The organism is Belliella filtrata (assembly GCF_022549775.1).
In the GTDB taxonomy this organism is placed as follows: domain Bacteria; phylum Bacteroidota; class Bacteroidia; order Cytophagales; family Cyclobacteriaceae; genus Belliella; species Belliella filtrata.
The window spans coordinates 62,576-83,640 of record NZ_JAKZGP010000011.1 but is presented as its reverse complement, the minus strand read 5'-3'; the positions used below and the strand labels follow the sequence as shown (position 1 = coordinate 83,640).

Here is a 21,065-nt window from a genome sequence, read left to right as displayed (position 1 = left end):
AGGCAACTTTAATTATTGTGCAGGGACTTAAAATAAGTCATTGATCCTAGTAATTTACTCCCATACCATGAAAAAGGTTCTCCATCTACCAAAATTATTTTAGTCTTAGATAATATTTTTTTGAAATATTCAATATGCCTTTCTTTGAAAGGGTATGGTTCAGAACTCAACAAAAGGTATTGTGGGTTTAAGGTTTGAAGATTATCAACGCTTACTGAAGGGTATCTTTCAGCATTGATAAGATTATCGAAACCTGCAAAATCAAGCATTTGATCTATAAAAGTATTAGAACCCGCACACATGATAGGATCATTCCATATCAGGTAAACTGCTGAACCTAATTTTGGCAAAGGTTCATTAAATTGACTAACTATTGCATCTGCGATTAAGGTTGCTTTATCCAATGTCGAGGTAATTTCCCCTATCCCTCTAATCATCTCGCAAGCATCTGAAAGTTTAAAAATATCACTCATCCAAACTGGGTACTTTCCCGACAATTCTTCTATCCCTTCTCGATAATTTTCTTCTTTGTTACCTATAATCAAATCAGGCTTCAGTGCATCTATTTTATCAAAATGAAAATTCTTAGTACCTCCTATGATCTGTTTATCCTTTTTAAAACCTTTGGGATGTATACAAAACTTAGTAACTCCTACAATTCTATCTCCTAAGCCCAAATCCACCAAAAGCTCTGTTTGCGAAGGAACTAAAGAAACAATCCTTTGGGGATTAGATTTTATATCTATTATTCTGTGGAGCTGGTCGATAAAGGTTGGCATTTTTCTTAAAATTAAAATTGTAATAATTAAGAACTGTTGAATGCGAAATGGATTTGAAGGTTCATTTCGAAATCACTAAGTTTAACTAATATCCTAATGATTGAATTACAATCATCTATCACAATTCTACTGCATCCAGATAGTTTAAGCTTATGGTCTAAAATCTATGCAAAAACTATTATGAGTCTATAGTATCAAATACAAAATTAAGGTCTATGTACCCACAGACCTTAATGAGGGTAGATTCGTATTTTATTTATGCGAATAACTAGGCTCTTTAAACAACATACCTGAAATCATAATTAGGATCGAAATCTTCAAGAAATGCTTTAATCAATTGTATCACCTGCTCTATATCATCCTTACTTGCCGTTTCCACGGTGGTGTGCATATACTTCAAAGGCAGGGAAATAAGAGCAGAAGGCACTCCTTCATTTGAATAAGCAAACGCATCCGTATCGGTGCCAGTCACCCTTGATGCTGCAGCTCTTTGAAAATCAATTTTTCTTTTTTTGGCTGACGCTATAATTAAGTCTAGCAACTTTTTGTGTACAGAGGCACCATAAGTCAGCACAGGCCCCTTGCCAGCGACCTGTTCACCTGAAGTGATTTTATTATACATTGGCGCAGTAGTATCATGGCACACATCAGTGATAATGGCAACATTTGGTTTGATCCTCGCTGCAATCATTCCAGCCCCTCTTAGCCCTATTTCCTCTTGTACTGCATTGACGATATATAATCCAAAAGGTAATTTTCTACCTTCTTCATGAAGTCTCTTTGCCACTTCTGCTATCATATACCCCCCAATTCTATTATCTAAAGCTCTACCACTGTAAAATTTACCATTCAGCTCAGTTAACTCATCTTGAAAAGTAATAACACATCCCACATGTATGCCCAATTGATCCACTTCTTCTTTGGTTCGAGCTCCTACGTCTATGAAAATATTATCCAAAGTAGGCGCATCATCTTTTCCATTTTTCCTAACATGGATTGCTGGCCAGCCAAATACCCCTGGAACAACTTTGTCAGAAGTATGGATATTCACCCGCATCGAAGGAGCAATCATGTGGTCAGAGCCACCATTTCGGCGAACATAAATATATCCTTCAGGTGTAATGTAGTGAACAAACCAGCTGATTTCATCTGCATGCGCTTCAATAACCACCTTGAAAGTCGCTTCTGGATTTACAACTCCTACCACTGACCCATAATTATCAGTAAAATAAGTATCAACGAATGGTTTGATATAGTCCAGCCAAATCTGTTGACCTGAGGCCTCAAAACCGGTCGGACTCGCTGTATTAAGGTATTTGTAAATAAAATTATTTGATTGACTCATGATTCCAATTTTAAAATATCTTCCTTTGTTGCCTGTTATTGATCACCTTTTTACAAAGGAATGTTCCCATGCTTTTTCCTTGGCAATTTGTCTACCTTATTCTCTAGCATTTTGTATCCTCTAATAAGTTTCTCTCGAGTTTCTGAAGGAATGATTACTTCATCTACAAAACCTCTATGAGCCGCTCTGTAAGGATTTGCGAATTTGGCTGTATAATCATCAATTTTCTCCTGCAATTTAGCCTCTGGATCCTCTGATTCTGCAATTTCTCTTTTAAAAATAATTTCAGCAGCACCTTTTGCTCCCATCACGGCAATCTCCGCTGTAGGCCATGCAAAATTCAAATCTGCACCAATATGCTTTGAGTTCATCACATCATATGCACCTCCATAAGCCTTTCTTGTAATGACTGTCACCCTTGGCACAGTCGCTTCCGAAAATGCGTATAGCAATTTGGCCCCATTGGTAATTATACCATTCCACTCTTGATCAGTACCTGGCAAAAAGCCAGGTACATCAACTAAAACAAGCAAAGGCACATTGAAAGAATCACAAAACCTTACAAATCTAGCTGCCTTGGTTGATGCATTGTTATCCAACACACCTGCCATCGACTGAGGCTGATTACCGACAATTCCTATACTCCTACCTGCCAGTCTAGCAAACCCAACAACTATATTATCAGCATAATCCTTATGAACTTCTAAAAATGATTCTTCATCCACAATGCCATTAACCACATCACGAATATCGTAAGGCTGATTGGGGTTTTCAGGAATCAATTCATCCAAGACTTTTCTTGACTCATCTTCCTTTAGCTCATAGGGATATACAGGAGCTTCATCCTCACAGTTTTGTGGAATGTAACTAAGTAATGACTTAAGATGATTAATACAATCTAGCTCATTAGCACATGAAAAATGGGTAACTCCACTCTTAGTACTATGGGTGCTTGCACCTCCAAGCTCTTCCGCTGTCACTGTCTCTTGCGTTACAGTCTTTACTACATTTGGACCTGTCACAAACATATAAGATGAATTCTCTACCATCAATATAAAATCTGTGATAGCAGGAGAGTAGACAGCACCTCCAGCACAAGGCCCCATGATTGCAGATAATTGAGGGATCACACCTGATGCTAAAGTATTCCTGTAAAAAATATCTGCATAGCCACCTAAGGAAACAACACCTTCCTGAATCCGGGCACCACCTGAATCATTCAGTCCAATGACTGGAGCACCGTTTTTCATAGCCATATCCATTATTTTGCAGATTTTCTCTGCATGAGTTTCAGATAAAGACCCTCCAAAAACAGTAAAATCTTGGGAATAAACATAGGTAAGACGTCCATTGATCTCTCCATACCCTGTTACAACCCCATCCCCCAAGTAATGCTCTTTATCTAACCCAAAGTCTTTTGCTCTATGCATGACGAACTTATCAATTTCTTGAAATGTCCCTTCATCCATGAGAAGGTGAATCCGTTCTCTAGCCGTCAACTTGCCTTTTTTATGTTGCGATGAGACCCTTTCTTTACCTCCACCTTCAAGTGCTTCTTGATTTTTATTTTTTAAAAGTTCGATTTTTTCCTTGTTGCTTGGAAGGGTATAGATTCCCAGTGTCTTATTTTCCATATTATTTAATCTAAAGTTAATTTGGCTTCTTCAAATATACATGCTGCAAGTAAAGCGCAAAAGTTTTTTATCATATATAGAAAGATAAAGGGGACTTAAAGAATTGATAATACACTTGGTAGAAAGTGTCTGGCATGAATTTAAATAAATCCTCTATATTCGCACAACTTTAACAGAGGCGCTTATGACTAACAGGAAAGCTGCTATCATTGACATGGGTACCAATACATTTCATTTGTTATTGGTTGAGTTGAATGCAGAAAATTTTACGACTATATACAAGGAAAAAATACCTGTAAAAATCGGGCAAGGTGGTATTAGTAAAAACACTATTACGAATGATGCAAGCAAAAGAGCTTTTCATACTTTGGGGCATTTCAAAAACTTGATTGATGGTGAAGGAATTACAGAAGTCTTTGCTTTTGCAACCAGTGCAGTAAGGAATGCTGACAATGGACTAGTTTTTGTCTCTGAAATCAAATCAAAGTTTGGAATAGATGTACATGTGATTGATGGTGATGAAGAAGCTCAACTGATCTATGAAGGTATAAGATTCAGTGGAGCACTTGACGAATCTACTCATTTGATGATGGATATTGGGGGAGGATCCGTGGAATTTATCATTGGAAACAATAAGGAAGCATTCTGGAAACAAAGTTTTGAAATAGGAGGGCAAAGACTTTTAGATCTTTTTCATTATCATGATCCTATTTTGGATTCAGAAGTAGTGAAACTAAACAGCTTTTTAGATGAAAAACTCAAACCCCTGATCAATGCGATCGAGCTTTATCAACCAACCAAAATAGTTGGAGCTTCTGGAACTTTTGACACCTTAAGTGACATGTATTATGAAAGTACACATGCCAAGAAGAGAGTCCCAGAGCTAGCTTTCTTTTTACCAAGAACTGGCTTTGAAGCACTCGCTCACCAACTTATTTCACTTGAAAAATCTGAAAGGCTTCAAATCCCCGGTATGATTCCAATGCGAGTGGATATGATAGTAGTGGCAACCTGTCTTATAACATTTATCTTACAATATATTTCAGGAGACCACTTGATTTGTTCAAGTTTTGCGCTCAAGGAAGGTGCTATTTCCAGGTTGGTAAAAGTTGATTCTCTTGCAGGCGCTGTTACAAATTAACCCAATCATATTAGAAGAAAAATGAATAACTATAGCTACGAAGCACTTTATAAATTCACGAAAGATTTACTTTTAAAAATAGGATGCCCAGAGACTGATGCTGAAACAGCTTCAAAGGTTTTGTTATCGGCTGATTTAAGAGGTGTGGATTCCCATGGAGTAGCTAGGCTATCTGGATATATTAGACTTTGGGAAAAAGGTCGAATCAACCCTAAACCAAATTTAAAAGTTACTTATGAAACGCCAAGTACAGCTGTAGTAGATGGTGACAGTGGCTTAGGGCTAGTGGTGGCTCCATATGCCATGCAAGTAGCTATAGAAAAAGCAAAAAATGTAGGTACAGGCTGGGTAAGTGTAAAGAATTCAAATCATTACGGCATTGCAGGGTATCATGCCATGATGGCTTTGGATCAAGATATGATAGGGATATCATTAACCAATGCTAGCCCTTTAGTGAGCCCCACATTTTCTAAGGAAAGAATGCTAGGAACGAACCCCATTTCTGTAGCAATTCCAGCAAGTGAGCAACCACCGTTTGTAGCTGATATGGCAACGACAACAGCTGCAAATGGTAAACTCGAAATTCTTCAGCGAAAAGACCTCGATGCTCCACTTGGCTGGGTCCAAGATGCCACCGGAACCCCCACTACTGATGCCAATGGTGTAAAAAAAGGAGGATCTTTACTTCCTCTTGGTGGTGACAGAGAACACGGTTCTCACAAAGGCTACATACTAGGTTCGATTGTAGATATATTATCAGCCGTCCTATCAGGCGCAAATTATGGCCCATGGGCTCCACCATTTGTTGCATTCTTGGAACCAGATCCCAACCCAGTTGGGGAAGGTTTAGGTCACTTTTTTGGAGCCATGCGAGTAGATGCCTTTAGGCCAGCTGAAGAGTTTAAGGCTCATATGGACAACTGGATTACCAGGTTTAGAAAAGCAGAACCAGCTCCTGGCTTTGATAAAGTATTGATCCCAGGTGATCCAGAAAGAGAACTTGAGGCTGAAAGAAAGGTATCAGGCATTCCATTGATCAAAGCTGTGGAAGATGATTTAATGGAATTAGGCGAAAAATTTGGAATAAAACTCGACAATTGACCTTACTCTTTACTATTTAGTGTTTATCTTTTGTTAACTTGAGAATCTCAAACCACACAAAAGATAAACATGTCACACCCAAAACAATCCAGAAGAAACTTTTTAAAGAAATCATCAGCTGCGTTAGCATTAGCAAGTTTAAGCTTGGGTTCGTTTAAATCTATTGCAAATCCAGACACCTTAAAAGTAGCTTTAATAGGTTGTGGATGGTATGGAAAAATGGACTTATGGAGACTTTTACAAGTCGCTAATGTGGAAGTCGTTGCACTTTGCGACGTTGATGAAAACCATTTGGAGGAAACAAAAAACCTTCTAGCAAAACGGTCATCCAAAAGTAAACCTAAACTTTACAAAGATTACAGGTCTCTATTAGAATCTCATGATTTAGACATTACAGTGATTGGCACACCAGATCACTGGCACGCACTTCAAGCCATCGCAGCTATCCAAGCAGGCTCTCATGTATACCTACAAAAGCCCATTTCAGTGGATGTACTGGAAGGAGAAGCTGTAGTAGCTTCTGCAAAAAAACATCAAAAAATAGTTCAAGTAGGTCTGCAAAGGAGAAGCACTCCACATTTAATTAATGCGAAGGAACAAATCATAGACAAAGGTGTACTAGGGAAAATTGGCCATGTAGAGATTTGTTGTTATTACCATATGCGTGCAAATGGTAATCCATCTATTGAATCTGTACCAGATTTCTTCGACTATGAGCTTTGGACTGGTCCAGCACCGCTTCGCGAGTATGATGGCTTACCGCACCAGAGGTGGTGGAGAACATTCATGGAATATGGCAATGGAATCACTGGAGATATGTGTGTGCACATGTTAGATTGTGTCAGGTGGATGCTAGGCTTAGGTTGGCCTTTAAAAATAGCTGCCACTGGAGGTATATTGGTTCAAAAAGAAGGCAAATCAAATATAGCCGATACACAAACAGCCATTTTTGAGTTCCCTGAATTCAATGTAGTATGGCAACATAGAACATGGGGAAATCCTGTGGACCCTGAATACCCCTGGGCTTTCAAAATATTTGGTGAAAACGGTTACTTGGCAGGAAGTCCTCAAAAGGCAGATTTTTTCCCAAATGACAAATCAGAACCTGTTCATTGGGAGGCTAAATATGAAAAAGAAGAATTCCCTGAAGATACGAAAGAAGAAAAAATAGAGCTACATGCAGTACCTGCCACAAGGAGACATATGAAAGATCTTCTGAAAGCTATAGAAAGCGGTAAATCACCAGTAGCAAATGTCGAAGAAAGTCACATCTCTACTGCAAGTTGCATATTAGCTAATATCAGTATGGAGTTAGGAAGACCCCTATCTTATGACCCAAATTCCAAAACAATTCCAAATGATAAAGAAGCGACTGATTTACTCAAAAGGCCATACAGGTCTCCGTGGAAGCATCCCTTTTCTTGATTTCCCCCTGACTGCCTATAAACTTTGACCCAAGTTAAAACAGTTTATAACCAGCCTGAAAATCAAAATATTTCAACAAAACATGTAACATTATGTGATGCTCAGAGGAGCATCACATTTTTCTTTTGCGCTAAACCTCCCTTACTTTTTTTTGAAATTCATGTAGCATTTTGAAAAGATGATCCGTCTAGAGATTGGAAAGATTCAAAAAACCAACTTATGAATACTACAATGAAAATTAAAAATGCTTTGAAAATGTTGCTTGCTCCAATTGTGGTTACTTTGGGATTAAGCAGCTGTCTAAATGACAATGACGGCGCACCTGTTGAACCTTCAGCGCATATCTCAATCTATCATGGTGCCCCAGAAACAGCAGCACTTGATGTCTTTGCCAATAGCAATAGGGTTACAAACAGTCCCTTTCGATTCACCGAAACCTTACCTTACCTAAGATACTATTTAGGAGAGCGAACATTCAAGTTTTCACCATACAATTCGGTGACCACTTTATTTGAAGATACTTTTACTATTGAAGAAAATAAGGTTTATAGTATGTTCCTAGCGGGTATACCGAATGACCTCGAGGCCATACTGGTGGAAGATACCTGGGGTTCATTTAATCAAAATCAATCACAAGTAAGGTTTGTACACTTATCTCCTGATGCAGGTGATGTAGAAATCATATTAGATACTGAAGAATCTTCAATATTCGAGAACACTGAATTCAAATCATATTCAGATTTTGAAGCAGTAGAAGCAAAGAGTTATAACATCAGCGTGGTTTCCACCACTACTGGAGAAACCCTTATAACAGCCAATAATGTGGAGCTAAGAAACAACAGAGTTTACACCCTAATCCTAAGAGGTTTAGAAAGTGAAGAAACTGATGTAAACAAGCAGCTCAACTTACAACTTGTAACCAACTTTATTAATTACTAAATTCTCAGCATGTTTGATATTTTAAATCAATGCTTGTTTATTAAACGCACTTTGCTAATTCATTAATAAAGTGTCAAGTTAGGACAAAACCACATGCTAAATAAAAAAAGTCCCGAACTCAATGCTCGGGACTTTTCATTTTCATATGCTCTTAATACTACTACGAGTCGTTTTAAAACTATGTAGCTTAAGAATTGATACTCCATTACTATATTTTAATAAGCTCTTGCAAAAAGAACTCTTCCTTTGGAAGCATTACCTGTAAGCACACACTTCCCATCCTCTTCCTTCTGATCAAGTGGGACACATCTAATTGTAGCTTTGGTTAGTTCTTTGATCTTGTCTTCAGTCTCAGAGCTCCCATCCCAATGAGCAGCGACAAAGCCACCTTTATTTTCAATCACATCCTGAAACTCTTCCCAAGAATTAACTTCAGTGGTATGAGTTGTTCTAAAATCATATGCTTTTTGGTAAATGGCAGTTTGAATTTCATCTAGTTTTGCTACAATAAAGGAATCAATTTCAATTTCATTAAGATTGATAGTCTCCTTGGTCAAAGTATCTCTTCTAGCCAACTCTATGGTGTTATTTTCAAGATCTCTTGGACCCATAGCAATCCTTAAAGGAACTCCCTTAAGCTCATACTCTGCAAATTTCCACCCTGGCTTGTGTGTATCTCTATGATCAAAATGAACCGAAACACCAAGCTTTCTTAATTTTGAAACTATTTCTTTTGCCTTTTCTGAAATGCTATCTAATTCTTCATCAGACTTGAATATTGGAACAATTACTACTTGAATAGGTGCAAGTTTTGGAGGTAAAACCAAACCATTATCATCGGAATGAGCCATAATCAAAGCTCCCATCAACCTTGTACTCACGCCCCAAGATGTTCCCCAGACATGATCGAGTCCTCCCTCCTTCGTTGCAAATTTCACATCAAATGCCTTAGCAAAATTTTGTCCCAAAAAGTGGGATGTTCCAGCCTGTAATGCTTTCCCATCTTGCATCATGGCCTCAATACAGTAAGTATCTTCTGCACCTGCAAACCTTTCATTGGGTGTCTTTACCCCTTTCACTACGGGAAGAGCCATAAATGATTCTGCAAAAGTAGCGTATACATTAAGCATTTGAACAGTCTCATCTATAGCTTCCTGCTTGGTAGCGTGAGCAGTGTGACCTTCTTGCCATAAGAACTCAGCAGTCCTCAAAAACAACCTTGTTCTCATTTCCCATCTCACTACATTAGCCCATTGGTTCACAAGCAGAGGAAGATCACGATAGGACTGAATCCAATTTTTATACGTACTCCAAATGACAGTTTCGGAAGTAGGTCTTACGATAAGCTCTTCTTCTAGCTTAGCTTCTGGATCTACAACTACACCCTTTCCATCTTCAGAATTTTTTAATCTGTAATGCGTCACTACTGCGCACTCCTTGGCAAACCCCTCCACGTGACTTGCCTCTTTGGACAAGTACGATTTCGGGATAAATAGCGGGAAATATGCATTGGTATGTCCAGTTTCCTTGAACATCCTATCAAGCTCAGCTTGCATCTTTTCCCAAATGGAATAACCGTAAGGTTTGATGACCATACAACCACGTACTGCGGAGTTCTCAGCCAGGTCAGCTTTCTTCACTAATTCGTTGTACCACAAAGAGTAGTCTTCACTTCTTTTAGGCAATCCTTTGCTCATGATTTATTTGTTGATTTGGAAATTCTATTTATATTCGTCTCTCATTGAGAGTTGGCAAATATAATTCAAAAATAACAACCCTCTTAGATAACACACGTATAATAGTGTTGGAGATAGTAAACAACAACAAAATGAAACGATTTAACACATTCTTGACTTTAGGAGCATCAGCTATAGTTGCCTTGTCGTCTTGTAGCACCAGCTACAATGCCATGCAAGGCGAGTCTGATGATCTTTATTTTATGGCCTCTGACGCTAGGTTAGCTACAGAATTTGCTGTAAATAACAATAACGCCCAAAATTTTAGAGCACTTTCAGAAACAAGTTCAGATCAATTTGAACAAGAAAATTTTTCTGCTCGAAATGTAAATCCTGAATATATCGCTAAGTATCAAGCTGATTCAAATGTTAACAATGATGAAGCTGTATATTTTGATGACAATCAAGTAGCAGCAGGAGGAGATCCGAATATCAATGTTTACAATAACTATTACAGCAACGCTGGAGGTAATTTCAATACATTTGGAGGCCCTATGATGAGCCCATGGATGATGGGAGGATTTTCTCCTTGGGGAATGGGAATGGGAATGTATGATCCATTCTGGGGCCCAGGTTTTGGAATGGGTATGATGCCAGGAATGGGCTTTGGATTTAGACCAGGTTTCAACATGTCTATCGGCTTCGGTTTTGGAGGTGGATTTGGATGGGGAAATCCATGGATGATGAGAAGAGGTTTTGGCATGGGTGGATTTTATGATCCATTCTTCGATCCATTCTGGCCAGGAATGGGATTCGCTGGCGGCGGATGGGGCTGGGGAGCTCCAGGCTGGGGATGGGGCGGAAGACCTATCTATGTCATCCCAGGAAATGAGTTTGGTAATAGACAAATAGTACGTGGCGCTAGACCAACAAGAGGTTCTTCTCTTGCAGCAACTGGAGCAAGATCTAGAACGAGTAATGTAGCTGCAGCACCTAGTTCTTCAAGAGCAGCAGCAAGAAGAGATGCTACAGGAACTAGTAGAACTGGTACTTCAGTAGCCAACTCCTCAAGAAATTCTAGAGCTGATTTTGGAAGAAGTCAAAATGACTACTATAATAATTCAAGAGCAGGTTCTACAGCTACAACAAGATCTGCAGCTCCTTCTTCAAGAAACACAAGATCTGCTGTAATGGACAGAGGTGCAAGTAGAGTTGGAAGTAGTTCTGCAGCTCCTTCTTACAGAAATGCAGCGCCTTCGAATACAAGGTCTAGAGTTGGATCTACAGCTGCTCCAAGCAGATCCACAGCATCACCTAGTTACAACAATTCAAGATCTACTGCACCAAGTAGAAATACATATTCTCAACCAGCAAGAACATCTACTCCAAGCAGAAGTACTTATAGTGCTCCATCAAGAAGTACCGGAGGTAGTGTAGGAGGTGGAAGTGTAGGAGGAGGTAGCCGAGGAGGCGGAGCTAGCTCAGGAGGTTCTTCTAGAGGTGGAAGAGGAGGTTGATACTAAAACTATCTCATTTTAAAAAAAAGATACCCATGCCCTAAGGTTTGGGTATCTTTTTTTATTATAAGTTAAAATTTTGTGATCTCTCATTATCTTTTTTTTATTTATTACGTTAATAAATTCAGATCAAGCACCATATTTGATAATTGCTTGAGTGATTAACTTAAATTATTCCTATGTCATTAATCAAAAAATCACTGATAGTTGGGGCTTTGGCCTGTGGGTTTAACTTGTCAAATGCGAATGCTCAGACAAGCTTTCTTGACGATGCTCAACTTTTCAGTCAATTTCGATCTACTGGTTCGGCACGCGTAAGTGCCCTAGGTGGTGCGCAGATGTCTTTAGGTGGTGATGTTTCTAATATACACACCAACCCTGCTGGCCTTGGGTTTTATAGAAGGTCTGAATTTTCCTTTACGCCATCATTTTCTGCGAATCAAGCCCAATCAAATTTTCTAGGCCAATTACAAGAAGATAGAACACCAAATTTTTCCGTACCTAACCTGAGTTTGGTAATAAGCAAACCTAAAGGTGACTTACAGCCAGGTTCATTTAGAGGCGGGACATTTGGTATCAGTTTCAACAGAATAGCTGATTTCAACAATCAATTTGGTTTCTACTCCGATATACCACACGGGAATTCCCTCTTAGACTTCTACATCAACCAATACAGTGCTTTCGGTGAGCCACCTGTAAGAGCTACAGATGGCTTGGTTTTGGATATTGAACTCGTGCAAGGAAGCCCTGCAGATGGATACATAAGAGATCCTGAATGGGCAATAGGCCAACCTTTTGCAGATGAAACGATCATAACAGAAGGTGGTATTACACAAACTTCATTTTCCTATGGTGCCAATTTTGACAATAAGCTATTTATAGGAGCAAGTCTTGGCATCCAATCGGTGAATTTTTTCCAAAACAGGATTTATGGCGAGGAGTTCTTGGACGGAAACGGAGTACGTTCACTACTTTATTCCATAGAAGACAATACCAGAATCAATGGCTTTGGAGCAAGCTTAACTGCAGGTTTAATTTACAAACCTGTTGAGACGGTAAACCTTGGTTTGAACTTCAAAAGTCCTACATGGTACAGACTAAACAAAGAAGTGGATGCCAACATCATTGGCGAGTTTTTTAATGAAAATGGCCAATTGCAGTTCACCGAAAGAGCGAATTCTGACTTGGAAGTAAGTACGACAACCTTAAGTACACCCCTTATACTAAGCGCCGGTGGTACTGTTTTCATAGGTAAAAATGGTTTCTTAACTGCTGATGTAGATTATGTCGATTACAGCCAAAACAGATTAAACTCTAGAGATTTTGACACATCCTTTGACAATGCGGACATCAATACATTCTTAGGCTCTACATTCAACTTCAGGGTCGGTGGCGAATATAGATTTGATATTTGGAGATTAAGAGGCGGGTATGGTTTCTATGGAGACCCAACTACAGACGAATCATTTGATAGAAGTATGCAAAGAATCACTGGTGGTATTGGTGTAAGACTTCGAAAAATGTATATAGACTTTGCATTGATCAACTCTAGATCTGAAAGCCTTTATAATTCATATGCAATCATTAACAGTTCCAATCAAAATGTAGGCCCCTTCACCGAGACAAGGAACAACATGACTCAGGGCATGCTTACATTAGGATTTAATTTCTAATGTAATTCATCATTTCAGCCAACAAAAGCTCAGTGGAAGGATCATCTCCACTGAGCTTTATTTTTGCTTGGTCATAATAAGTACCTCTTGAAGACAAGAGATCCTTTAGCTTTAAGGTAATCTCACCTGCATCCATGCCTGAGAACAAAGGCCTTTGTCCAGCATCATCTTTGGTCAGTCTATTGTAGATAGTTTCTAAAGACACATCTAGGTAAACAGACACACCATGATCATTGATCAAATCCATGTTGCCATTAAAACAAGGTGTTCCACCACCAGTGGACAACACAAATCCCTCAATTTGATTCAGAACTTCATTTAGGCAGGAAGTCTCTAATTCTCTAAACACACCTTCACCCTGCTCTTCAAAGATTTCTTTGATCTCTTTACCTTCTCTTTTCTCTAAATATTGATCAAGATCAATAAAGGCAAAGTTGAGCGATTTTGCTAAGGTTTTTCCAAAAGTAGATTTCCCTGAGCCAGGCATCCCGACTAGTATAATTTTAAGAGCTTGTCTCATCCTCCCAAAACTTCTTTTACATCTTCAGAATTAGGAGTATTGCGAAAGTGATATTTACGTATCACAGTACCCTCATTTAGAAGCATCACTCCTGGATTAGATCGCATGATCGTCTTCACCACAGTGGCGTCCGCTTGAAAACCTACAACTTCCCAATTCTTTCTTTCTAAGAATGTGTCAATATCAGGTTGGGAAGAGGCCGCTACAAACACTATTTTTATATCAGCGTCCTTCAATCCAGAAATCATTAAATCAATTTTGTCGATATTTTCATCTTTCACTTTGGAAAGGTTTGTCACTAAAATAACAACCTTCTTACCTGAAAGGATTTCTTCTGTATAATCACCATCCTCATTCCAAACGGCAAAATCAGATATTTTTGGCAATGCCTCCTCATTATTGAGTTTCAATTCAACAAATTCATAAGCTTCATCAGAGGGATATTGATCAAAAATCTCTTCTTTACCATCCTTTTGCATGACATAACTATACTCAAGTGGTGCTGAAGGTTGCATTGCTTGTGGGATATTCACCCCTTCCTTGTAGGCCCTGAAATCTATAAAAGGCAGGTTTCTAATAGCTAAAATTGCCACTGAAATAGAAAACACCAAAGAAAACAAAGCTGTCCATAAAGCCCAATTTGCTCGATTATCTTTAAGTGATTTTCTAGAAAGAAAAAGGATAAGAATCATGACCAGAAGGACAATATCTTTGTAAAATGATTCCCATGGAGTTAGCTTGATAGCATCACCAAAACATCCACAATCTGTGACTTTATTGAAATATGCTGAATAGAAGGTAAGGAAAGTGAAGAATAAAATCATCAAACCCAGAGCCCAGACAGTAAATCTAAGCTTGAACCCTACTATCAGCATCACTCCTAACACCACTTCCGCCACGACCATTACTACGCCAATCTCCAAAGCCCAAGGCTTGAATATTTCAAAAAATCCAGCAATATCATAGGAAAAAACATCAAAATACTCCTCAAGCTTAATAGCTGTACCGACTGGATCATTTACTTTGATCAAGCCAGAAAAGATGAAAAGACCGCCTACTAATAAGCGGATGAGACGCAATAGCAAGTCTTTAAGCATGGTTTTGTAATTTTATAAGACAAAAAATAGCATAATTGATCATATCTTGATAGTTGGCTTCTATACCTTCGGACACCAAGGTCTTGCCTGCATTATCTTCAATTTGTTTTACCCTGTAAAGTTTCATAAGGATAATATCCGTCATCGATGAAACGCGCAAATCTCTCCATGCTTCATCATAATCATGATTTTTATTTTCTAACAAACCCCTAGTGGCATATACCCAGTGCTCATACATAGGAGCTAGCTCTTCATAACTTAGCTCCATTCGATCATCATCTTTTAGAGAAATCTGAATAAGGGCTATTATACAGTAGTTGATGATTCCCACAAACTCATCCGAAATCGGATCATCAACTCTTTGGGTTCCCTTCTCTTGTATAGATCGAATACGTTGTGCTTTAATGAAAATCTGGTCTGTGATCGATGGAATCCTCAAGATTCTCCACGCCGTACCATAATCTATTGTTTTCTTCTTAAAAAGTTCTTTACAAAGGCCAATAACTTGATTATATTCGCTGACAGTTTGCGTTTTCAAGGTAGTTTGATTTAATGAACAACTTATTCTCTTCTTCTTCGGAAATCGAAGATAAATTATTTCCTCCAAAAATAACACTTCATAGTAGAGGAAAGCTATTTTTATTGGATAAACCCTGGGTAATGGGTATCATGAACATCACCACAGACTCATTTCATGAAAAAAGTAGAGTAGCATTTGATGAAGCGGCTATACTTAATGCAGCTTCTAAAATGATAAATGAAGGGGCTGACATATTGGATATTGGAGGCTACAGCAGTAGACCTGGTGCAGATGATGTTCCTGAATCTGTAGAAATAAACCGCGTAGTTACAGCAATCACTGCGATTCGAAAAGAATTTCCTGATATTTTGATTTCCGTAGATACATTCCGCTCAAAAGTTGCTTTGGAAGCTGTAAATATGGGCGCTTCAATGGTAAATGACATATCAGCAGGTGAATTAGATGAGCAAATGATTCCGACAGTTGGCAAATTGAAAGTTCCCTATATTGCCATGCATATGAGAGGTAATCCCAAAAACATGAAGGATTTGACAAGCTATGAAGATATTGTTTTAGAATTGATGACTTTTTTTTCAAAAAAACTGAACCAATGTATCAAAGCTGGCATTAATGATGTAATACTTGACCCAGGTCTAGGTTTTTCAAAAACACTTGAACAAAATTATTGTATTCTTAAGAATTTATATTATTTTAAGAGTATGCAAATCCCGATTTTGATAGGATTGTCTAGAAAGTCGATGATTTACAAAATACTGAATATTGACCCAAGTCTTGCACTGAATGGCACCACAGCACTTCATATGGCTGCGTTGCTAAATGGCGCTAATATTCTGCGAGTTCACGATGTAAAAGAAGCCAAAGAAACCATAACTTTATTCAAACAACTATACACTTGAGTTTATTATTTAAAATAGGATTTTTAGAAATTTCCATCGTCAATATCATAGATATTACCTTGGTTAGTATGCTTTTATATCAAGTTTATAAACTTTTGAGAGGAAGTGTTGCCATCAAGATTTTCTTAGGCTTCCTTTCTATATACTTGATATACTTGATGGTAAGTGCAGCAAGGATGGAACTGCTATCTATTATTTTAGGACAATTTATGGGCGTAGGTGTGATTGCAGCTATTATCATTTTCGCTCCTGAGATCCGGAAATTCTTGTTGATTATAGGTAAGTCTTCATTTTTGTCCAATGAAAACATCTTGCAAGAACTTCTATTCTGGAGAAAAAGAGAAACCCAAGTATTCAACATTAATCCCATCATTGATGCTTCAAAATCTCTCTCTGGAACAAATATGGGAGCCTTGATGGTAATTTCAAGAAACTCTGAGCTGAAGTTTTACGCAGAAAGTGGGGACTATATGGATGCTGTAGTCTCTAAAAGATTGTTAATATCCATATTCAATAAATACAGCCCACTTCATGATGGTGCGGTGATCATTTACAATGGTAAAGTAAAGGCTGCAAGATGTATCCTTCCTGTCACTGAAAGAGATGTTCCGGCGCAATTTGGCCTACGGCATAGAGCAGCAATTGGTATGTCGGAAGCTACAGATACTTTGGTTTTGATTGTATCAGAAGAAACTGGACAAATTTCTTTGGCAAAAAACGGAAAAATTCTGCATAACCTTTCATTTCAAGAAGTAAGGGAATTTATCAATGATTACCTCACTGGTGTGGACATAGATGATAAATTTGAACCCATCACAGCTTATCAAAGAAACAGGTTGAAAACTAGCTAATACTTTCAAAGATAATTTAGACAATAAAAAAGAGGCTTTATATAAGGCCTCTTTTTTATTGTCTTTGCTCTAGGAAACAATTAAGAAATGACTCCTAACTCTTTTCCGACAGTTACAAAAGCTTCAATTGCCTGATCTAAATGAGATTGCTCATGTCCTGCTGATATTTGAACCCTGATACGTGCTTGACCTTTTGGAACCACAGGATAGTAGAAACCTATTACATAGACCCCTTTTTCGAGAAGTTTTTCCGCCATTTTCTGTGATAGTACAGCGTCGTATAGCATTATAGGAACTATGGCATGCTCACCAGGTTTGATATCAAATCCAGCTTCTGTCATTTTCTTTCTAAAATAAGTTGTATTCGATTCAAGCTTATCTCTCAACTCAGTGGTCTCTGTGAGCAAGTTAAACACTTCAATAGAAGCACCAGTGATAGATGGAGCCAAGGTATTAGAAAATAAATAAGGTCTGGAGCGCTGTCTAAGGATCTCAATGATTTCTTTTTTGCCTGATGTAAAACCTCCCGAAGCGCCACCAAGTGCTTTTCCTAGGGTACCTGTAATGATATCGATTTTACCCATTACACCTTTGAGTTCATGTACACCTCTACCAGTTTTACCCAAGAATCCCGTAGAATGACATTCATCAGACATCACAAGTGTTTTATACTTTTCTGCCAAAGCTACTATCTTGTCAAGTTGAGCTATGGTTCCATCCATAGAGAATACCCCATCCGTAACAATGATTTTGTTCACAGCACCTTTGGCTTCGGCATCCTGAAGTTGCTTTTCCAAGTCCTCCATATCATTGTGTTGATACCTGAACCTCATCGCCTTACACAGCCTTACTCCGTCAATGATAGATGCATGATTCAGTGCGTCAGATATAATCGCATCTTCAGGACCAAGTATAGGCTCAAATACACCACCATTAGCATCAAATGCAGCAGCATAAAGGATAGTATCTTCTGTACCTAAGAATTCTGAAATCTTTTGCTCTAATGTTTTATGGATATCTTGAGTTCCACAGATGAATCTCACCGAAGACATTCCGAACCCATGACTATCGATGGCATCTTTAGCTGCTTGGATTACCCTTGGGTGTGAAGAAAGTCCTAGGTAATTATTGGCACAGAAATTCAGCACTTCTTTTCCTCCAGCTATGGTAATTCTGGCTGATTGAGGCGAGGTGATTACACGTTCATTTTTGAACAAACCTGCTTCTTGAATCTCTTTTAACTCTTGTTCTAATTTGGGTTTTAAGGTTTCAAACATATAATTTTGTTTTTATTCTAAATTCATGACAATTCAAAAGAAATTAAATAAGAATCATCAATTGAAATCATTAATTTTGTTCCAATCGATACCCAAATATATCAAAAGCTAGAGGGTCTAGAAAACCTTATAGATTGAAAGTTTCAAAATGGAAAGAATTCTTATAATAGGAGCAGCTGGACAGCTGGGTTCAGAGCTCACATTCACCCTATCCCAGCAATACGGAGGTGACAACATCATCGCTTCTGACCTTAACCCGAAAGCATTAGAAAAGTTTGAATACTGTAAGACCGCAGTATTGGACATCATGGATCAAGATGCGGTAAGAAAACTTATCAAAGACCAAAATGTCAAACAAATTTATCACTTGGCGGCTGTTCTTTCAGCCACAGGAGAAAAAAATCCAAGATTTGCCTGGCAACTCAACATGGACAGCCTACTATTTGTATTAGAACTGGCTATGGAGTTCAAAATGGACAAAATTTACTGGCCTTCTTCAATTGCTGTTTTTGGCCCCAATACTCCTAAAATTAATACCCCTCAATTCTGCGTCAAAGAGCCAAATACAGTGTATGGTATATCCAAACAAGCTGGTGAGAGGTGGTGTGAATACTATTTTCAAAAATTCGGAGTAGACGTAAGAAGCTTGAGGTATCCAGGATTGATAGGATACAAGTCACTTCCAGGAGGTGGAACCACAGATTATGCAGTTGACATTTACCACAAGGCAATAGCAGGAGAGCATTTCGATTGTTTTTTAAGTGCTGACACTGCACTTCCTATGATGTATATGCCTGATGCGATCAAAGCAACACTAGACCTGATGCACGCACCTAAAGAAAACGTAAAAATAAGATCCAGCTATAACCTGGCAGCCATTAGTTTTACGCCGGAAGAAATTTATCAATGCATCAAAACTCATCATCCTGATTTTACGATCTCCTATTCACCCGATTTTAGGCAAGCTATTGCTGACAGCTGGCCAGATAGCATAGATGATACAAGGGCAAGGGAAGATTGGGGATGGAAACATGATTATGATTTGAAAAAAATGACAGCAGACATTCTCAGGAACTTGCCAGCATATTTGGTCAATTTTTAATAAAAGGGAATAGCGTTAAAAGGGAGTAGAGCAAAGCTTTACTCCCTTGTTTAATATTACTTTAGACCTTCTTTAATTTTTTCAGGTTCAAAACCTAAAACCAACTCTCCATTTGGGAATTCAACAATTGGTCTTTTGATCATGGAGCTTTTTTCAGCGAGTACTGCCAAAGCTGATTTTTCAGACTCCATTTTCTCTTTATCTGCATCGTCAAGCTTTCGGTAAGTTGTCCCCTTTTTATTGATCAGTGACTCAAATCCAACTTTATCAGCAAACTTCACTAATAAGGATGCATCTGGAGCTTGTTTCTTATAATCTACAAACTCGTAGTCAATTCCTTCAGAATCCAAGAATTCAAAAGTCTTTTTCATCGTATTACAGTTCTTGATACCATAAACTCTTAGTTGCATATTCCTATTTTTTTAATTTTTGAGTGAAAATTTCGAGTCACTAATTTATTGATTTCAAAAGGGAATTGGTATGTTTACTTTCAAAATTTAATAAAGTGAAAAAGTCGAGAAAGCTAGATCATTGTCTCAATTGTGGGGAATCCTTGCTAAATGATGAGAATTTCTGCCCAAGCTGTGGACAAGAAAACAAAGACCAAAGGGTGTCAATTGGCATCTTCATATCAGACTTCTTCTCAAACTATATCAACTTTGATTCCACCTTCTTTCGCACACTACCAAAATTACTATTCAAACCTGGGAGTCTGACCTTAGTTTTCAGCGAAGGCAAAAGAAAAAAGTACATACATCCCATACGGTTGTATCTCATTTTTTCACTATTCTATTTCTTCATCTTTAGCCTAATCATACCAAAAAACATGCTGGACACATTTCTGAGCAACGATAGGTTTATAGATGATGATTTCATCAGTATTAATGAAGGGAATAAAAAGAAAAATAAGTTAACTGAAGAGGAGGGGCTTGCCCTAGCTGAAGAAATAGAGACAGCTTCAAAAAATCCAGAGGAATCAAAGTCCTCAAAAACAAAATGGAAAGAGCTAAAAATACTCGCTCAAGATAGCGATGTTAGTATGGCAGAATTCGAACAATCACTTCAAGAGTCATCTTGGGGTATAGGGAATATCATAAGCACTGAAAAACAAAGGGCATTCATTGCAAACTCCAATTTATTTATCAGTGGTGTAGCTAGAAACTTACCGCTGATGATGTTTGCTTTGTTACCCATTTTTGCAGGAATTCTAATGTTACTTTATATTCGATCTGACAAATACTTTGTAGAACACATGGTGCATGCTTTGCACTTGCACACTTTTGCTTATTTGATTTATGGACTAGGGATACTGGGGATCACCAATTTGAATTTCAGCTCGGGCTGGGTAGTAACCATCACTTTCACTATAGTATCGGTGTATTCTTTTTTGTCGTTTAAGAATATCTACAAACAAAGTTGGATAAAGACAATGATCAAGTTTTTCATATTGGGGCATATTTACATCACATTTTTATCACTTGGGCTCATGACTGAGCTATATATCACTTTACTTCTTATGTAAGGGATAGTACCTTATTATGAATGATTATA

General features: G+C 38.1%; 19 protein-coding genes. 10 read left to right on the top strand and 9 right to left on the bottom strand.

The genetic code is table 11. The features are described from left to right. Positions 1 to 8: 8 nt before the first annotated feature. The 3 genes from MM239_RS06645 to MM239_RS06635 all read right to left on the bottom strand — a co-directional run bounded on the left by MM239_RS06645 (position 9) and on the right by MM239_RS06635 (position 3,758). The gene (locus tag MM239_RS06645; RefSeq protein WP_241347422.1) at positions 9 to 779 is read right to left on the bottom strand and encodes a helical backbone metal receptor; all 771 of its coding nucleotides are present in this window, start codon (positions 777 to 779) and stop codon (positions 9 to 11) included. Positions 780 to 1,056: 277 nt separating this feature from the next. Continuing rightward, positions 1,057 to 2,124, bottom strand: a complete 1,068-nt coding sequence (locus MM239_RS06640) for a M20/M25/M40 family metallo-hydrolase (RefSeq protein WP_241347421.1) — start codon at positions 2,122 to 2,124, stop codon at positions 1,057 to 1,059. A 50-nt stretch (positions 2,125 to 2,174) separates the two neighbouring features. Next, a complete protein-coding gene (locus tag MM239_RS06635; RefSeq protein ID WP_241347420.1) occupies positions 2,175 to 3,758 on the bottom strand; it encodes an acyl-CoA carboxylase subunit beta in 1,584 nt (527 codons plus the stop codon). Between the two features lie 184 nt (positions 3,759 to 3,942). Between MM239_RS06635 and MM239_RS06630 the strand changes: the two genes are divergently transcribed. The 4 genes from MM239_RS06630 (at position 3,943) to MM239_RS06615 (ending at position 8,364) form a co-directional block, all read left to right on the top strand. Then, positions 3,943 to 4,899, top strand: a complete 957-nt coding sequence (locus MM239_RS06630) for a Ppx/GppA phosphatase family protein (RefSeq protein WP_241347419.1) — start codon at positions 3,943 to 3,945, stop codon at positions 4,897 to 4,899. 21 nt (positions 4,900 to 4,920) lie between these two features. Next, positions 4,921 to 6,000, top strand: a complete 1,080-nt coding sequence (locus MM239_RS06625) for an Ldh family oxidoreductase (RefSeq protein ID WP_241347418.1) — start codon at positions 4,921 to 4,923, stop codon at positions 5,998 to 6,000. 69 nt (positions 6,001 to 6,069) lie between these two features. Beyond that, a complete protein-coding gene (locus tag MM239_RS06620; RefSeq protein WP_241347417.1) occupies positions 6,070 to 7,425 on the top strand; it encodes a Gfo/Idh/MocA family protein in 1,356 nt (451 codons plus the stop codon). 219 nt (positions 7,426 to 7,644) lie between these two features. Continuing rightward, entirely contained in the window at positions 7,645 to 8,364 is a 720-nt protein-coding gene (locus MM239_RS06615; protein WP_241347416.1) for a DUF4397 domain-containing protein, read from the top strand. Positions 8,365 to 8,579: 215 nt separating this feature from the next. On the opposite strand, the gene proS is transcribed toward MM239_RS06615, so the two are convergent. Next, positions 8,580 to 10,061, bottom strand: coding sequence for a proline--tRNA ligase (gene proS / locus MM239_RS06610; protein WP_241347415.1), 1,482 nt, complete (start codon positions 10,059 to 10,061; stop codon positions 8,580 to 8,582). Positions 10,062 to 10,192: 131 nt separating this feature from the next. Between proS and MM239_RS06605 the strand changes: the two genes are divergently transcribed. Then, positions 10,193 to 11,557, top strand: coding sequence for a hypothetical protein (locus tag MM239_RS06605; protein ID WP_241347414.1), 1,365 nt, complete (start codon positions 10,193 to 10,195; stop codon positions 11,555 to 11,557). Positions 11,558 to 11,736: 179 nt separating this feature from the next. Next, positions 11,737 to 13,230: an OmpP1/FadL family transporter gene (locus MM239_RS06600; RefSeq protein ID WP_241347413.1), complete on the top strand. Its 1,494-nt coding sequence runs from the start codon at positions 11,737 to 11,739 to the stop codon at positions 13,228 to 13,230. Here the strand turns inward: MM239_RS06600 and MM239_RS06595 are convergent. The 3 genes from MM239_RS06595 to MM239_RS06585 are packed head-to-tail and all read right to left on the bottom strand — an operon-like array spanning position 13,220 to position 15,385. After that, positions 13,220 to 13,750, bottom strand: a complete 531-nt coding sequence (locus tag MM239_RS06595; RefSeq protein ID WP_241347412.1) for a shikimate kinase — start codon at positions 13,748 to 13,750, stop codon at positions 13,220 to 13,222. The genes MM239_RS06600 and MM239_RS06595 overlap by 11 nt on opposite strands. Beyond that, the gene (locus tag MM239_RS06590; RefSeq protein ID WP_241347411.1) at positions 13,747 to 14,847 is read right to left on the bottom strand and encodes a BT_3928 family protein; all 1,101 of its coding nucleotides are present in this window, start codon (positions 14,845 to 14,847) and stop codon (positions 13,747 to 13,749) included. Before MM239_RS06590 ends, MM239_RS06595 begins: the two co-directional genes overlap by 4 nt. Further along, entirely contained in the window at positions 14,840 to 15,385 is a 546-nt protein-coding gene (locus tag MM239_RS06585) for a DUF1599 domain-containing protein (RefSeq protein ID WP_241347410.1), read from the bottom strand. The genes MM239_RS06590 and MM239_RS06585 overlap by 8 nt, the downstream gene beginning before the upstream one ends. Positions 15,386 to 15,399: 14 nt before the next feature. On the opposite strand from MM239_RS06585, the gene folP reads away from it, so the two are divergent. Then, entirely contained in the window at positions 15,400 to 16,284 is an 885-nt protein-coding gene (gene folP / locus MM239_RS06580) for a dihydropteroate synthase (protein ID WP_241347409.1), read from the top strand. Further along, positions 16,281 to 17,135, top strand: a complete 855-nt coding sequence (gene cdaA, locus MM239_RS06575; RefSeq protein ID WP_241347408.1) for a diadenylate cyclase CdaA — start codon at positions 16,281 to 16,283, stop codon at positions 17,133 to 17,135. The genes folP and cdaA overlap by 4 nt, the downstream gene beginning before the upstream one ends. Positions 17,136 to 17,215: 80 nt before the next feature. Here the strand turns inward: cdaA and kbl are convergent, their stop codons facing one another. After that, complete coding sequence (gene kbl, locus MM239_RS06570) at positions 17,216 to 18,412, bottom strand: glycine C-acetyltransferase (protein ID WP_241347407.1); 1,197 nt, start codon at positions 18,410 to 18,412, stop codon at positions 17,216 to 17,218. A gap of 148 nt (positions 18,413 to 18,560) precedes the next feature. Here kbl and MM239_RS06565 point away from each other — a divergent pair, with 148 nt between their 5' ends. Further along, complete coding sequence (locus tag MM239_RS06565; RefSeq protein ID WP_241347406.1) at positions 18,561 to 19,514, top strand: NAD-dependent epimerase/dehydratase family protein; 954 nt, start codon at positions 18,561 to 18,563, stop codon at positions 19,512 to 19,514. A 56-nt stretch (positions 19,515 to 19,570) separates the two neighbouring features. Here MM239_RS06565 and MM239_RS06560 read toward each other — a convergent pair whose 3' ends face one another. Beyond that, the gene (locus tag MM239_RS06560; protein ID WP_241347405.1) at positions 19,571 to 19,924 is read right to left on the bottom strand and encodes a Spx/MgsR family RNA polymerase-binding regulatory protein; all 354 of its coding nucleotides are present in this window, start codon (positions 19,922 to 19,924) and stop codon (positions 19,571 to 19,573) included. Between the two features lie 95 nt (positions 19,925 to 20,019). Here MM239_RS06560 and MM239_RS06555 point away from each other — a divergent pair, with 95 nt between their 5' ends. Further along, on the top strand, positions 20,020 to 21,036 hold the full coding sequence (locus tag MM239_RS06555; RefSeq protein WP_241347404.1) for a DUF3667 domain-containing protein: 1,017 nt from the start codon (positions 20,020 to 20,022) through the stop codon (positions 21,034 to 21,036). Positions 21,037 to 21,065 lie beyond the last annotated feature (29 nt).

Coding starts and splice junctions, on each gene's coding strand:
- MM239_RS06645 (WP_241347422.1), bottom strand. CDS start 779: ATGCCAACCTTTATCGACCAGCTCCACAGAATAATAGATATAAAATCT.
- MM239_RS06640 (WP_241347421.1), bottom strand. CDS start 2,124: ATGAGTCAATCAAATAATTTTATTTACAAATACCTTAATACAGCGAGT.
- MM239_RS06635 (WP_241347420.1), bottom strand. CDS start 3,758: ATGGAAAATAAGACACTGGGAATCTATACCCTTCCAAGCAACAAGGAA.
- MM239_RS06630 (WP_241347419.1), top strand. CDS start 3,943: ATGACTAACAGGAAAGCTGCTATCATTGACATGGGTACCAATACATTT.
- MM239_RS06625 (WP_241347418.1), top strand. CDS start 4,921: ATGAATAACTATAGCTACGAAGCACTTTATAAATTCACGAAAGATTTA.
- MM239_RS06620 (WP_241347417.1), top strand. CDS start 6,070: ATGTCACACCCAAAACAATCCAGAAGAAACTTTTTAAAGAAATCATCA.
- MM239_RS06615 (WP_241347416.1), top strand. CDS start 7,645: ATGAATACTACAATGAAAATTAAAAATGCTTTGAAAATGTTGCTTGCT.
- proS (WP_241347415.1), bottom strand. CDS start 10,061: ATGAGCAAAGGATTGCCTAAAAGAAGTGAAGACTACTCTTTGTGGTAC.
- MM239_RS06605 (WP_241347414.1), top strand. CDS start 10,193: ATGAAACGATTTAACACATTCTTGACTTTAGGAGCATCAGCTATAGTT.
- MM239_RS06600 (WP_241347413.1), top strand. CDS start 11,737: ATGTCATTAATCAAAAAATCACTGATAGTTGGGGCTTTGGCCTGTGGG.
- MM239_RS06595 (WP_241347412.1), bottom strand. CDS start 13,750: ATGAGACAAGCTCTTAAAATTATACTAGTCGGGATGCCTGGCTCAGGG.
- MM239_RS06590 (WP_241347411.1), bottom strand. CDS start 14,847: ATGCTTAAAGACTTGCTATTGCGTCTCATCCGCTTATTAGTAGGCGGT.
- folP (WP_241347409.1), top strand. CDS start 15,400: ATGAACAACTTATTCTCTTCTTCTTCGGAAATCGAAGATAAATTATTT.
- kbl (WP_241347407.1), bottom strand. CDS start 18,412: ATGTTTGAAACCTTAAAACCCAAATTAGAACAAGAGTTAAAAGAGATT.
- MM239_RS06565 (WP_241347406.1), top strand. CDS start 18,561: ATGGAAAGAATTCTTATAATAGGAGCAGCTGGACAGCTGGGTTCAGAG.
- MM239_RS06560 (WP_241347405.1), bottom strand. CDS start 19,924: ATGCAACTAAGAGTTTATGGTATCAAGAACTGTAATACGATGAAAAAG.